The organism is Rhodococcus ruber (assembly GCF_016804345.1).
In the GTDB taxonomy this organism is placed as follows: Bacteria; Actinomycetota; Actinomycetes; order Mycobacteriales; family Mycobacteriaceae; genus Rhodococcus; species Rhodococcus ruber.
On sequence record NZ_CP044211.1, the window covers coordinates 747,601 to 760,769 of the forward strand.

At 67.7% G+C, this 13,169-nt stretch carries 11 protein-coding genes, 1 tRNA gene and 2 rRNA genes; 9 read left to right on the forward strand and 5 right to left on the reverse strand.

Annotation, left to right across the window (positions count from 1 at the left end):
- The first annotated feature begins 105 nt into the window (after positions 1-105).
- The 3 genes from F1734_RS03470 (at position 106) to F1734_RS03480 (ending at position 4,284) form a co-directional block, all read left to right on the forward strand.
- Positions 106-3,236: ribosomal RNA gene (locus F1734_RS03470) — 23S ribosomal RNA — on the forward strand.
- A gap of 105 nt (positions 3,237-3,341) precedes the next feature.
- Positions 3,342-3,458 (forward strand): 5S ribosomal RNA (rrf, locus tag F1734_RS03475).
- A 217-nt stretch (positions 3,459-3,675) separates the two neighbouring features.
- The gene (locus F1734_RS03480; protein ID WP_203011779.1) at positions 3,676-4,284 is read left to right on the forward strand and encodes a hypothetical protein; all 609 of its coding nucleotides are present in this window, start codon (positions 3,676-3,678) and stop codon (positions 4,282-4,284) included.
- A 56-nt stretch (positions 4,285-4,340) separates the two neighbouring features.
- Here F1734_RS03480 and F1734_RS03485 read toward each other — a convergent pair whose 3' ends face one another.
- Positions 4,341-5,477, reverse strand: coding sequence for a GIY-YIG nuclease family protein (locus F1734_RS03485; protein ID WP_010594847.1), 1,137 nt, complete (start codon positions 5,475-5,477; stop codon positions 4,341-4,343).
- Between the two features lie 217 nt (positions 5,478-5,694).
- Between F1734_RS03485 and F1734_RS03490 the strand changes: the two genes are divergently transcribed.
- Entirely contained in the window at positions 5,695-6,306 is a 612-nt protein-coding gene (locus F1734_RS03490; protein ID WP_072786589.1) for a putative glycolipid-binding domain-containing protein, read from the forward strand.
- A gap of 10 nt (positions 6,307-6,316) precedes the next feature.
- On the opposite strand, the gene F1734_RS03495 is transcribed toward F1734_RS03490, so the two are convergent.
- Together F1734_RS03495 and F1734_RS03500 are read right to left on the reverse strand one after the other, a co-directional pair.
- Positions 6,317-7,663 (reverse strand): amidase, encoded by a 1,347-nt coding sequence (locus tag F1734_RS03495; protein ID WP_010594848.1) that lies wholly within the window; start codon positions 7,661-7,663, stop codon positions 6,317-6,319.
- The gene (locus F1734_RS03500; protein ID WP_040273537.1) at positions 7,651-8,613 is read right to left on the reverse strand and encodes a prephenate dehydrogenase; all 963 of its coding nucleotides are present in this window, start codon (positions 8,611-8,613) and stop codon (positions 7,651-7,653) included. Before F1734_RS03500 ends, F1734_RS03495 begins: the two co-directional genes overlap by 13 nt.
- A 48-nt stretch (positions 8,614-8,661) precedes the next feature.
- Here F1734_RS03500 and F1734_RS03505 point away from each other — a divergent pair, with 48 nt between their 5' ends.
- The 3 genes from F1734_RS03505 to F1734_RS03515 all read left to right on the forward strand — a co-directional run bounded on the left by F1734_RS03505 (position 8,662) and on the right by F1734_RS03515 (position 9,811).
- The gene (locus tag F1734_RS03505) at positions 8,662-9,201 is read left to right on the forward strand and encodes a tRNA adenosine deaminase-associated protein (RefSeq protein ID WP_017681614.1); all 540 of its coding nucleotides are present in this window, start codon (positions 8,662-8,664) and stop codon (positions 9,199-9,201) included.
- Positions 9,202-9,675 carry a nucleoside deaminase gene (locus tag F1734_RS03510; RefSeq protein ID WP_010594850.1) on the forward strand — a complete coding sequence of 158 codons (474 nt, stop codon included), beginning with the start codon at positions 9,202-9,204 and terminating at the stop codon, positions 9,673-9,675.
- A 45-nt stretch (positions 9,676-9,720) separates the two neighbouring features.
- Positions 9,721-9,811, forward strand: a tRNA-Ser gene (locus tag F1734_RS03515).
- Positions 9,812-9,880: 69 nt separating this feature from the next.
- On the opposite strand, the gene F1734_RS03520 is transcribed toward F1734_RS03515, so the two are convergent.
- Together F1734_RS03520 and F1734_RS03525 are read right to left on the reverse strand one after the other, a co-directional pair.
- Complete coding sequence (locus F1734_RS03520) at positions 9,881-10,831, reverse strand: sterol desaturase family protein (RefSeq protein ID WP_203011362.1); 951 nt, start codon at positions 10,829-10,831, stop codon at positions 9,881-9,883.
- Positions 10,832-10,907: 76 nt separating this feature from the next.
- A complete protein-coding gene (locus F1734_RS03525) occupies positions 10,908-11,483 on the reverse strand; it encodes a TetR/AcrR family transcriptional regulator (RefSeq protein WP_048773592.1) in 576 nt (191 codons plus the stop codon).
- A 96-nt stretch (positions 11,484-11,579) separates the two neighbouring features.
- Between F1734_RS03525 and F1734_RS03530 the strand changes: the two genes are divergently transcribed.
- Together F1734_RS03530 and F1734_RS03535 are read left to right on the forward strand one after the other, a co-directional pair.
- Positions 11,580-12,578, forward strand: a complete 999-nt coding sequence (locus F1734_RS03530) for a hypothetical protein (RefSeq protein ID WP_102031874.1) — start codon at positions 11,580-11,582, stop codon at positions 12,576-12,578.
- Between the two features lie 101 nt (positions 12,579-12,679).
- The gene (locus F1734_RS03535; RefSeq protein ID WP_010594854.1) at positions 12,680-13,141 is read left to right on the forward strand and encodes an RrF2 family transcriptional regulator; all 462 of its coding nucleotides are present in this window, start codon (positions 12,680-12,682) and stop codon (positions 13,139-13,141) included.
- Positions 13,142-13,169 lie beyond the last annotated feature (28 nt).

A 13,169-nucleotide genomic window follows, 5' to 3' on the forward strand; every position in this document is an offset into this window, starting at 1 on the left:
TGTTCGATCAGCGACGATGCCTGTCAAAGCTTCTGCCGGTCGGTGGGGTGAGTAGTGGGTGTTGTGTGTTGTTTGAGAACTGCACAGTGGACGCGAGCATCTTTGTTGTAAGTGTTTATGAGCGTACGGTGGATGCCTTGGCACCAGGAGCCGATGAAGGACGTGGGAGGCTGCGATATGCCTCGGGGAGCTGTCAACCGAGCTGTGATCCGAGGATTTCCGAATGGGGAAACCCAGCACGAGTGATGTCGTGTTACCCGCGCCTGAATATATAGGGCGTGTGGAGGGAACGTGGGGAAGTGAAACATCTCAGTACCCACAGGAAGAGAAAACAACATGTGATTCCGTGAGTAGTGGCGAGCGAAAGCGGAAGAGGCTAAACCGGGCACATGCGATACCCGGCAGGGGTTGTGTGTTCGGGGTTGTGGGGTTCGATGTGTCGGTGCTGCCGCACCGGCCGACAGTGAGAAATCGCCTGTGTTAGTCGAAGTGGTCTGGAACGGCCTGTCGTAGAGGGTGAGAATCCCGTAGACGAAAACACGGTGACTGTCGATTCGGATACCCGAGTAGCAGCGGGCCCGTGAAATCTGCTGTGAATCTGTCGGGACCACCCGATAAGCCTGAATACTCCCTGGTGACCGATAGCGGACTAGTACCGTGAGGGAAAGGTGAAAAGTACCCGGGAGGGGAGTGAAATAGTACCTGAAACCGTGCGCTTACAATCCGTCGGAGCCTTCGAGCAGTTTGGTCTGCTGGGGGTGACGGCGTGCCTTTTGAAGAATGAGCCTGCGAGTTAGTGGCATGTCGCGAGGTTAACCCGTGTGGGGTAGTCGTAGCGAAAGCGAGTCCGAACAGGGCGTATCAGTGGCATGTTCTAGACCCGAAGCGGAGTGATCTACCCATGGCCAGGGTGAAGCGACGGTAAGACGTCGTGGAGGCCCGAACCCACTTAGGTTGAAAACTGAGGGGATGAGCTGTGGGTAGGGGTGAAAGGCCAATCAAACTCCGTGATAGCTGGTTCTCCCCGAAATGCATTTAGGTGCAGCGTCGCGTGTTTCTCACCGGAGGTAGAGCTACTGGATGGTCTAGGGGGCCCACAAGCTTACCGAAATCAGCCAAACTCCGAATGCCGGTGAGTGAGAGCGCGGCAGTGAGACTGCGGGGGATAAGCTTCGTAGTCGAGAGGGAAACAGCCCAGATCGCCGGCTAAGGCCCCTAAGCGTGTACTAAGTGGAAAAGGATGTGGGATCGCTGAGACAACCAGGAGGTTGGCTTAGAAGCAGCCACCCTTGAAAGAGTGCGTAATAGCTCACTGGTCAAGTGGTTCTGCGCCGACAATGTAGCGGGGCTCAAGTACACCGCCGAAGCCGCGGCACTCACACAACACCCACTCGTTTCTGCGGAGACGGGTGCAGTGGTGTGGGTGGGTAGGGGAGCGTCGTGCCGCCGGGGAAGCGCCGGAGTGATCCAGGTGTGGAGGCGGCGCGAGTGAGAATGCAGGCATGAGTAGCGAAAGACGAGTGAGAAACTCGTCCGCCGAATGACCAAGGGTTCCTGGGCCAGGTTAATCCGCCCAGGGTGAGTCGGGACCTAAGGCGAGGCCGACAGGCGTAGTCGATGGACAACGGGTTGATATTCCCGTACCCGTGTGAACGCGCCCCTGGTGAATCAGTGATGCTAACCGTCCTGAAGCCGGCCGGTTCCTTCGGGAATCGGTCGTGTGGATGCACGGGACCCGATCTGGTAGTAGCCAAGCGATGGGGTGACGCAGGAAGGTAGTGGGGCCGGTCAGTGGTTGTACCGGTGTAAGCCTGTAGGGCGTGACATAGGCAAATCCGTGTCGCACGAGCCTGAGAGGTGATGCGTAGCCGAATGAGGCGAATTCCATGATCCTATGCTGCCGAGAAAAGCCTCTAGCGAGCTTTCACACGGCCCGTACCCCAAACCGACACAGGTGGTCAGGTAGAGAATACCGAGGCGATCGAGAGAACTGTGGTTAAGGAACTCGGCAAAATGCCCCGTAACTTCGGGAGAAGGGGGACCGGCCCTGGTGAAGACCTTCGCGGTCGGAGCTGGGGGTGGTCGCAGAGACCAGAGAGAAGCGACTGTTTACTAAAAACACAGGTCCGTGCGAAGTCGTAAGACGAGGTATACGGACTGACGCCTGCCCGGTGCTGGAAGGTTAAGAGGACCGGTCAGCGGAGTGATCCGCGAAGCTGAGAATTTAAGCCCCAGTAAACGGCGGTGGTAACTATAACCATCCTAAGGTAGCGAAATTCCTTGTCGGGTAAGTTCCGACCTGCACGAATGGCGTAACGACTTCTCTGCTGTCTCAACCACAGACTCGGCGAAATTGCATTACGAGTAAAGATGCTCGTTACGCGCGGCAGGACGAAAAGACCCCGGGACCTTCACTACAGCTTGGTATTGGTGTTCGGTTCGGTTTGTGTAGGATAGGTGGGAGACTGTGAAGCGGTGACGCCAGTTACCGTGGAGTCGTTGTTGAAATACCACTCTGATCGTATTGGACCTCTAACCTCGGACCCTGATCGGGTTCAGGGACAGTGCCTGGTGGGTAGTTTAACTGGGGCGGTTGCCTCCCAAAATGTAACGGAGGCGCCCAAAGGTTCCCTCAGCCTGGTTGGCAATCAGGTGTCGAGTGCAAGTGCACAAGGGAGCTTGACTGTGAGACCGACAGGTCGAGCAGGGACGAAAGTCGGGACTAGTGATCCGGCACCGGCATGTGGAAGCGGTGTCGCTCAACGGATAAAAGGTACCCCGGGGATAACAGGCTGATCTTCCCCAAGAGTCCATATCGACGGGATGGTTTGGCACCTCGATGTCGGCTCGTCGCATCCTGGGGCTGGAGTAGGTCCCAAGGGTTGGGCTGTTCGCCCATTAAAGCGGCACGCGAGCTGGGTTTAGAACGTCGTGAGACAGTTCGGTCTCTATCCGCCGCGCGCGTTAGAAACTTGAGGAAGGCTGTCCCTAGTACGAGAGGACCGGGACGGACGAACCTCTGGTGTGCCAGTTGTCCCGCCAGGGGCACGGCTGGTTGGCTACGTTCGGAAGGGATAACCGCTGAAAGCATCTAAGCGGGAAGCCTGTTCCAAGATGAGGTTTCTCACCCCCTCGAGGGGTAAGGCCCCCGGCAGACCACCGGGTTGATAGGCCGGAACTGGAAGTGCGGCAACGCATGCAGGTGACCGGTACTAATAGGCCGAGGACTTACCACGAAGAAGCTACGCGTCCACTGTGCGGTATCTGAAACAGCACACACATCAGATACCGAAGCCCGACAAGGGTATTCGAGAACTCTGATGCGTGACGTTTCGCAGAGTTACGGCGGCCATAGCGACAGGGAAACGCCCGGTCCCATTCCGAACCCGGAAGCTAAGCCTGTCTGCGCCGATGGTACTGCACCCGACAGGGTGTGGGAGAGTAGGACACCGCCGAACACCCGTTACCGGAAGCCCCCCGACCTCGTCGGGGGGCTTCCGGCATTTCTGCATGTTCCGGCCCGTCCGCTCTTGTCCGCGGTCCGGCACAGGCGAATCATTGACTCCACGGTGGTCGCGATCGCCGGCCGTCGGGTGACGTCGGTGGTGGACGGCGACGGGTCGGCCACGGAAATCGTTTGGGTGCGGGCTCGTCCCGCACGCGGAGGCGATGGAGATGTTCATTCAGGTCTGGCAGGGAAAGGTCCGCGACGAGCAGGGGTTGAAGGACTGCCTGCAGCGGTGGACGGACGAGCTGCGCCCCGGCGCCGTGGGCTATCTGGGCAGCACGTCGGGATTCAGTGACGACGGCACCTTCGTGTCGGTGGCCCGGTTCGAATCGGAAGAGGCGGCCCGCCGGAACAGTGAACGTCCGGAGCAGGGCGAGTGGTGGGCCGAGGCGGAGCAGTGCTTCGACGGCGAGATCGTCGTCCACGACTGCCGCGACGTCGAGGTGTGGATGGAAGGTGGCTCCGACACCGCAGGATTCGTTCAGGTGATGGAGGGGCACAGCCCCGATGTCGGGCGGATGAAGAGCCTGCTCGTGCAGAGCCAGGAACGGGTGCATGAGTTGCGACCCGAGATCATCGGCGGCACGTTCGCCACCTACGGCGACGACGGGTACGTCGAGACCATGTACTTCTCGTCCGAGGACGAGGCGCGTGCCCACGAACGGATGGAGATACCCGACGATCTGCGGCCGCTGCTGGAAGAGGAGATGCGGCTACAGGGCGATGTGCACTACTACGACCTGCACGCACCCATTCTCACCCCGAGCGGCAGGTGATCCGGGAGAACCGTCGGTAGGAAGTCCGGGCCGTGACGACACGGCCCGGACCAGGATCAGGGTCTCGGCCTGTGGGGCAGGGCCCGGGTGAGTCGCGGCGCCCAGCCGTGGGACGGCCAGCGCTTGAGCCCCAGCCGATCCGGCGTCAGACGGGTGTCGACGAAGAGCTTCTCGAGTTCGGGATCGGCGTCGCCGAGGAAGCGGTAGAGGATCGTGCCGCCGTTGTCCTCGGTGCGGGAGGCCGCTTCCCACCCGGTGGCCCGGTAGGCGCCGCGGACGATGTTGTCGGCGACGACCAGGATGGGCAGGCCGTCGATCCGGCGTGCCGACGCTCCGGCCGGCCACGGACGGTCGGCGAGCCCACGGACCTGCTCGGCGGACGCCGATTTCGCCTCGGTGATCCGGAGCACGACGCACGGCGTGGGCAGCTCGGGTGCGGCCTCCGCGGAGTACTGACGAATCAACTCCTCGACGGGACGGGCCACCCGGTCGGATTCCTCGGTGGCGCCGACGAGATTGGTCAGCACGATCTCGCCGTCGTGCGGTTCGAGCAACCCCAGTACCGAGACGAGGGCCTGCGCGGTGAAGCCGGCGGCGTGATCGGCGTCCACGGCCGGGGCCACCCGGTCGGCCACGACGTAGTGACCTACGGAGTAGCCGGAGTCGTAGACGGCACGGATCCGGCGCACGGCCGCGTCGGTTTCGGGGGTCTGTGCGGGCGCGGCTTCGCCGCCGGCGGCGAGTTTGTGGTCTTCGCCGAGCGCGGTCCAGGTCAGGACGAACAGCCGGTTCCCGCGGCCCTGCCCGACGTGCAGGACGGTATGGTCGCGCGGGTCGACGAGGGCGTACACGTAGGCACCGAGCTGTTCGACGACCGTCGCCGGCAGCGGGTCCGGGGTGGGGGTGCGGTCGTCGACGTCGGTGACGATCTCGCGCAGGACGGCCAGACGCAGCGCCACCGGCACGGTTCCGGCGGAGCCCCCGAACAGTTCGCGGTTGGCTGCATCGACAGAGCCGAAGGTGCGTCCGGTGTGGCGGGCCAGGGCGGCGAGCGCATGCGTGAACTCGGCAAGCCGCCGGCGAGGGTCCGCGGCGGTGTCGGGCAGCTCGTTGCTGGTCAGGAACATCTGGATCTCGGGGGACTCCAGGAGGATCTGGGCGATGTTCTGAGGAACTGTCCACACGGTACGCATGAGGCGACTGTAGGCCAGTCTTTCCCGGGCAGCGGGTTACGTGCTCAAACGCGCCGCACAAGGAGGTCGGTCACCGTGCGGACACCCCGTCGTGGTGTCGCGGACATGTCCCCGTGGTGTGACGGCAGACACGTTCGAAGGGGTCGTGTGCTACACGAAGGGCACGATTCCCGGCACCCCTGCTCCCCGGGAGTGGCTCGTCGCTTAACGTAGACACGTGAGCATCCCAGTCCCCGATGCCGCGCGGTCTGCGGCGAGCCCAGCATCGAACTGGCCCGCGATTCTGACGTGGCGGGCGTACGACGTTCCTCGGATGGAGTCGGTGCGTGTCCAACTGAGCGGCGATCGCATCAAGGCGGCGGGCCGGATCGTGGGCGCGCAGTGCGCGGAGCATCCCGCGTTCAGCGCGTCGTACGACCTCGTGACCGACGAGAACGGTGTCACGCGCCGGTTGTCGGTGCGCACGACCCTGGCCGCCGGTGAGAGGCACATGTCGATCAGCCGGTCCGAGGAGGGCATCTGGATGGTCGACAACGGCACCCAGCACCAGCGGTCGGCGTTCGGCGGTGCACTCGACGTCGACGTCATCCTCAGCCCGTTCTTCAATGCGCTGCCGATCCGCCGCTACGGGCTGCAGTCCGGCGCGGACGAACTCGAGGTGCCGGTCGTCTACGTGAATCTGCTCGATCTCGGCATCGAGGAGGCCACACTCGTCTACAGCAGCGCAGCCGACGGCATCCACGTCCTGTCCCCGGTGTCCAGTTCGTCGGTGACGGTCGACGGCGATGGGTTCGTCGTGAACTACCCCGGCCTGGCGGGACGGATCTAGGACGGGTCGGTCAGGAGAGGTCGGTGCCCTCCACCGCCATCGCGAGTGCCAGAGCCGTGGACTCGCCGGGATGACTGCCGTGCCCGCCGGTCCCGGAGGTCAGCCCGACCACCTGTACGCCGATGGGGAGATCACCGCCGCCCGGAGCAGGGACGGACACCGCCGGTACGCCGAGCACGCTGAACGGGATGCACATCTGCAGCAGTGGCCCCCGCAGCGCCGCGGGATCGCTGTCGAGCGCGGCCGAGCGCAGCGGGGTCGTGACGGTGATCAGCGCATCCAGCCCGTCGTCGCGCCGTAGCCGGCGCAGGACGTCGCGGCGCAATCGGACGGCCGCCCGCACGGCCCGGACGTAGTCCGTCGCCGGACGGTCCCGCTGAGCCGCGAGCAGCGCCGCGGTGGCCGGCTGGTAGAGGTCCGGGTCGTTCTCGAACCAGCGCTGATGGGTTTCGTACGCCTCCGAGCCGGTGACGACGGGATAGACGCCGAGGAGGTCGTCGGTTTCCGGCAGGGGCACGTCCCGCACCTCGGCACCGAGATCGGTGAGGGTGCGGCAGGCGTCGTCGAGCGCGGACTCGAACGCAGCGGGCACGTCCCAGATGCCGCCGCGCAGCCGTCCGACCCGCAGTCCCGAGACGGGTGTGCGCAGGTGCGCGATTCCGGGCAGCGCGCCCCAGGCCAGGGCCGCGTCGAGGACGTCGCGGGCGAGCAGGCCCACATGATCGAAGGTGGTGGACAGGGGGAAGACCCCGTCGACCGGCAACGCGCCGAACGTGGGCTTGAGGCCGACGACGCCGCACAGCGCCGCCGGGGTGCGCACGCTGCACCCGGTGTCGGTGCCCAGTGCCAGCGGCACGATGCCCTTGGCGACGAGCGCCGCCGACCCCGAGGACGAGCCGCCGGTGATGCGGGTGGGATCGTGCGGGTGCCGGGCCGGCCCGGCCGCGTTGACCAGGCCGCTGGGCCCGTACGCGAACTCGTGCAGGTGGGTCTTGGCGACCACGACGGCGCCGGCCTCGCGGAGCCGCTCGACGATCCTGGCATCCTGCGCGGCCGGCGCCGCGTCGGCGAGGACCTTGCTGCCGCAGCGGGTCGGCATGCCCGCGACGTCGATGTTGTCCTTGACGGCGACGGCGACACCGTGCAGCGGACCGATCCAGTTGCCGGCCGCGAGCTCGGCGTCGGCGCGGGCCGCCGATTCGAGGGCCGCGCCGTCGTTGCGGGCGGCCACGAGATTCGACCACGGCGTGCCGTCGAGGGCGTCGAGGTCGGCCAGCACCTGCCGGACGTGTTCGGTGGCGGTCAGCTCGCCTTTCGCGAGTGCCGCGGTGGTGTCGCGCAGCGTCACCGCGTCCACACCTCGCCGCGACGACCCGCCTCGCGCAGTCGGGCGAGCCAGTCGTCGTCGCCGGGGACGACGCCGGTGACGGGTCGGCGGTCGCGTTGCTCGAACCGTCGCCGGGCGGCGTGACCAGCGGCGGTCAGCTCGGCGGTGCTGCCGTCGGCGAGCTGTTCCCGAGCGACCCGCAGCACCTCGAGGGTTTCGTCGAGGGCCGTGAGCAGCGCCGGGGCGTTGCCCTCACACATCGCGTCGACCAACGTGGGGGTGGTCCCGGCGACGCGGGTACCGTCGCGGAACGATCCCGCCGCCAGACCCAGCGCCAGGTCGCCGCCGGCGGCCCCGGACAGTGCCAGCGCCTCGGCGAGCAGATGGGGCAGGTGCGAGACGCGGGCGACCGCCGCGTCGTGCTCGCCCGATTCCGCGGGTACGACGACGGAACCGCAGTCGAGGGCGAGCTCGGCGACCTGCGTCCACACGTCGGGGTCGGTGCCCTCGTCGACGGTGACCACCCACACCGCGTCGCGGAACAGCTCCGCGAATCCCGCCGACCACCCGGACTCGGCGGTGCCCGCCATGGGATGGCCCCCGACGAAGCGTGCGGAGAGTCCGTGGGCGGCGACCAGGGCGGCGACCTGCGACTTGACGCTGACCACGTCCGTCAGCGCCACGTGCGGGGCGTGCTCGGCGACCGCCGCGAGCACGGCGCCGACTGCGGGTACGGGCACGGCGACGACGACGAGGGCGTCGGATTCCGCGGCGCGCCGCAGCGTGGCCGGCAGGTCGGTGGAGGCGTCGAATCCGTCGGCTCGGGCGGCCTCGACGGGCTCCGGCGAGCGGTTGTACCCCCAGGCCTCGCGGCCCGCGGCGACGGCCGCACGCAGCAACGATCCGCCGATCAGGCCGAGGCCGAGTACGCACACGGGCGGGGTGGACGCGGAGGTGGGCACCCGACCAGGTTGGCACATCGCCCGCTGGACTTCATTCACGGGACCGCGCCGACTACCGTTGCGCCCATGGCTGCGCAGCGTGCGGGGAACAAGAGTCCCTCCGTGAGTTCGACCGAGGATCTCGACGGGTTCGGGGTCGCCGTGACGCGGGAGGACGGTCGCTGGAAGTGCAAGGCACTGTCGGCGGCGGTGTTGACGAGCCTCGAGGTGGCCGACCGGGAGCTGCGCGAGTTGCGCAGCACCGGGGCGATCTTCGGGTTGCTCAACGTGGACGACGAGTTCTTCGTCATCGTCCGGCCGGCCCCGTCGGGCACGCGTCTGCTGCTGTCGGACGCGACGATGGCGGTCGACTACGACATCGCCGCCGACGTGCTCGATGCGCTGAACATCGAGATCCCGGACATCGACCCCGACGAGCTCGACGACATCGAGCCGTGGGAGGAGGGCGACCTGGGAATCCTGGCGGACCTGGGATTGCCGGAGCCGGTGCTGGCGGTGATCGCCGCCGAGACCGACCTGTATCCGGACGAGCAGATCGACGAGATCGCCCAGCGGCTCGGGTTCGACGATGTGCTCGCCACGGCGCTGGACAAGCTGCGCCGCTAGATGGGCCTGCGCGACGACGAGGCGCTGATCCGGGCCGCGCTGGAGGCGGCCGCCGCGGCGCCGGCCGGGGACGTGCCGGTGGGTGCCGTCCTGTTCGCCGCCGACGGGACCGAACTGGCCCGGGCGGCGAATTCGCGGGAGGCGACGGGCGACCCGACGGCGCACGCGGAGATCCTGGCGCTACGCGCGGCCGCGAAGGTGCACGGCGACGGCTGGCGCCTCGAGGGCACGACGCTGGCCGTGACGCTGGAGCCGTGCACGATGTGCGCGGGCGCGCTGGTGCTGGCCAGGGTGCATCGCGTGGTCTTCGGGGCGTGGGAGCCGAAGACGGGTGCGGTGGGGTCGCTGTGGGACGTGGTGCGTGATCGCCGGCTCACCCATCGTCCGCAGGTGCGCGGCGGGGTCCTCGAGAAGGAATGCGCCGCAGTGCTCGAGGACTTCTTCCGCGCGCAGCGGCTCCCGGAACCGTCGTGACCTGGGGATTTCAACTCCGGGACCGAATCCGGTAAAGTCGTGGGCGGTGGCGTGTCCGAGCGGCCTAAGGAGCACGCCTCGAAAGCGTGTGACGGGTAACCCCCGTCCGAGGGTTCAAATCCCTCCGCCACCGCCACGAACGGCCCCGATCCGATTCACCGGATCGGGGCCGTTGTCGTTCGTCGAATGTGCAGTTCTCGTCGGGTCACCCGGCGTGTCGTGACGACAACTGCGCACTCGTGACCGTGGCCGGGTGCGACGGCGCCCAGCCCGGAGGGCCGAACACGTACCCCAGCTTGTCGCGCCGGCGCGTCGCGGTACGCCAGTCGCGGGCGATGGCCTGGTATTCGTGCGTCTGCAGTCGCCAGATGTTGTAGGTGCCGACGGGCTTGGTGAGTCCGTACGTGGGGCGGTGGGTCTCGCGGCGGAAGGTGCCGAACAGGCGGTCCCAGAGGATCAGGATGCCGCCGTAGTTGCGGTCGAGGTATTCGGGGTCGCAGCCGTGGTGCACCCGATGGTGCGACGGGGTGTTGAAGACGAACTCGACGGGCCGGGGCAGCGTGCCCACCCGCTCGGTGTGCACGAAGAACTGGTACACGAGCGAGACGGAGAATCCGACGAACACCATCCACGGCGGGATGCCGAGGAAGGGCAGCGGCAGCCACATGAGGATCTCGCCGCTGTTGTTCCACTTCTGGCGCAGGGCGGTGGCGAAGTTGAAGTACTCGCTCGAGTGATGCGCCTGGTGGGTGGCCCACACCAGGCGCACCCGGTGTGCCGTCCGGTGGTACCAGTAGTAGAGCACGTCGATACCGAGGATCAGGATCACCCACGTGTACCAGGCGTCCGCCGGTAGGTGCCACGGTGCGAGATACACCCAGATCGCCGAGTAGCCGACGAGAGCCAGCACCTTCCACGCGGCGCTGGTGCCGATGGAGACGAGTCCCATGGAGATGCTCGTGCGTGCGTCACGGGCCTCGTAGCCACCGCGGGGCGGGCGGGTGTGTCCGTCGGCCCCGGGTTCGACGTGCTCGAGCGTGCGCGCGGCGGCCCACTCGAGGGCGAGGAACAGCAGGAACGCCGGGATGGCCAGCGCGACGGGGTCGTGCAGGGGTTCGAGCAGCGACGCCCAGGACGCCGTCAGGGTCTCCCACATTCGGTCCTCCGGGAGTGATGTGAACAGGCGTCCAATCTACCGGAATGTGTTGCCGGTCACTACGGAGGTCCGGCGGTCACCGGGGCAGCGGCCGTCCGTCGGGGCGCAGGCCGGCGAGGTAGATCGCGATCATCCGGGGCACGAGGCCGGGCACGACGTCGTCGACGAACCGCACGTGGGGCCGGGTGAGCCGGGCGACCGCCATGATCACCTCGATCGGCCGGACGTCGTCGCGGACGAGACCTGCTCGCTGTGCGGCGTGGACGAGTTCGGTGACGCGCGCCTTGGTGCCCTCCCGGATCTCGAGGACGTCATCGGGCAGTTCCCGGTAGCTCTCGACGATGAGGGCCGGGATCAGGGCGCCGAGCCGCAGCCGGACGGCGGTGTCGACGAATTCCGTCCAGGCGCGTTCGGGATCCGACGCCATCGCGGCGAGGGCGCGGTCCGCGGCCGCGCCCGCCTCGATGAGGGTGCGACGGGCCACCGCGTGCGCGAGATCGTCGCGCGTGGGGAAGTTGCGGTAGAGGGTGGCGATGCCCACGCCGGCACGCTCGGCGATGGCGTCGAGGGGTGCGTCGTGTCCCCGTTCGGCGAGCACGTCGCGGGCGGCGAGGATCAGGGCCTCGCGGCGGCGGGCGGCGTCGGCGCGCATGCACTCTCCTGTGGTCGGCGGGTTGACATCCCCGCTCCTACCGGAGGAATATACTCCACATAAACGGAGAGCAATCCTCCACTTCAAGGAGTCGTCATGGCCGCCCCGACCTCCTCCCCGGACACCTCCACCGCCCGGCACACGCCGCCCGCCGCCGTCCGCGTCGTCGGCGTCGTGTTCGCGCTCACCGCCGTGATCGCCCTGATGCTCGTCGCCTTCGCCGCGCCCGCCGTGAACAGCGGCCCGCACGCTCTGAAGATCGGCGTCGCCGGGCCGGACCAGGCCGTCGCCCGGATCGAGGCCGGTCTCGCCGACGCCCGGCCGGGCGCGTTCTCGCCACAGCGATACGACGACGTGGAGGCGCTGCGCACGGCGATCGAGCAGCGTGCGGTCGTCGGCGGTCTCGCCGTCGAACCGGACGGGCCCGCGATGTATGTCGCCGGCGCGGGCGGGGCCCCCGTCGCGCAGGTGCTGACCGCCACGGCCGCCGGACTGTCGCAGACACTCGGGCGGCCCGTCCCCGTGCGCGACGTCGTGCCGCTGCCCGCCGACGACCCGGCCGGGGCCGGCCTGAACTCGCTGGCCCTGCCCCTGGTTCTCGGCGGTCTGGTGCCGGCGATCGCGCTCGTCAGGTTGTTCCCCGGGCGCGTCGGCCTGCGCGTGCTCGGCGCGATCGGCTTCGCGGTGCTCGCGGGGCTGACTCTCACTGCCGTCCTGCAGTTCGGGTTCGGCAGCCTGACCGGGAACTACTGGGCGACCGCGGGGGCGCTCGCGCTGAGCCTGGCCGCCGTCTCGCTGCCCCTGCTGGGCCTCGAGTCGCTCTTCGGCCTGCCCGGCTTCGGTGCCGGTGCGGTCCTGATGCTGTTCGTCGGCAACCCGCTGTCGGGCTTCGCGACCACCGCGGCGTGGTTGCCGCAGGGATGGGGTGCGTTCGGCCAGTTGCTGCCACCGGGCGCCGCGGGGACCGTGGTCCGCTCGGTCGCCTTCTTCGACGGACACGGCGGTGGGACGGCGGTGCTGGTGCTGAGCGCATGGGTCGTCGTCGGGCTCGCGTTGTGTGCGGCGTCGGCGCGTCGGCGCACGGTCACCGCGTGACCGGCGATCGCGGGACGGGACTCGCGCGCTTTTCCCCCGGTTTGGTAGGAATTCTGTGTCCGTCGCCGCCGGCGGCGCAGGATCGAACCGAGGAGCGCGACGTGCACATCACCGCCCGGGTGGACTATGCCGTGCGCACGCTGCTCGAACTCGCGGCGGCAGGCGAGGCGCCCGCCAAGGCCGAGAACCTGGCGCGGGCGCAGAACATCCCGCACAAGTTCCTCGAGGCGGTGCTCGGCGACCTGCGCCGGGGCGGGCTGGTGCGCAGTCGCCGCGGCCCGGAGGGTGGGTACTGGCTGGCGCGGCCGCCCGAGAAGATCTCCGTCGCGGACATCATCCGCACCGTGGAGGGCCCGCTCGCGTCGGTGCGCGGCCAGCGGCCGGAGGACGTGGTCTACACCGGACCGGCCGAACGCCTGCGCGACGTGTGGATCGCGGTGCGGGTGAATCTGCGGGCCGTCCTCGAGGAGGTCACCCTCGCCGACGTCGTCGCGGACGATCTTCCCGGGTTCGTGTCCGACCTGACCGCCGATCCGGGCGCCTGGGAGCGACGCCGCACGTGAGCGCCGCCACACCGTGCGGAGCGGTGTG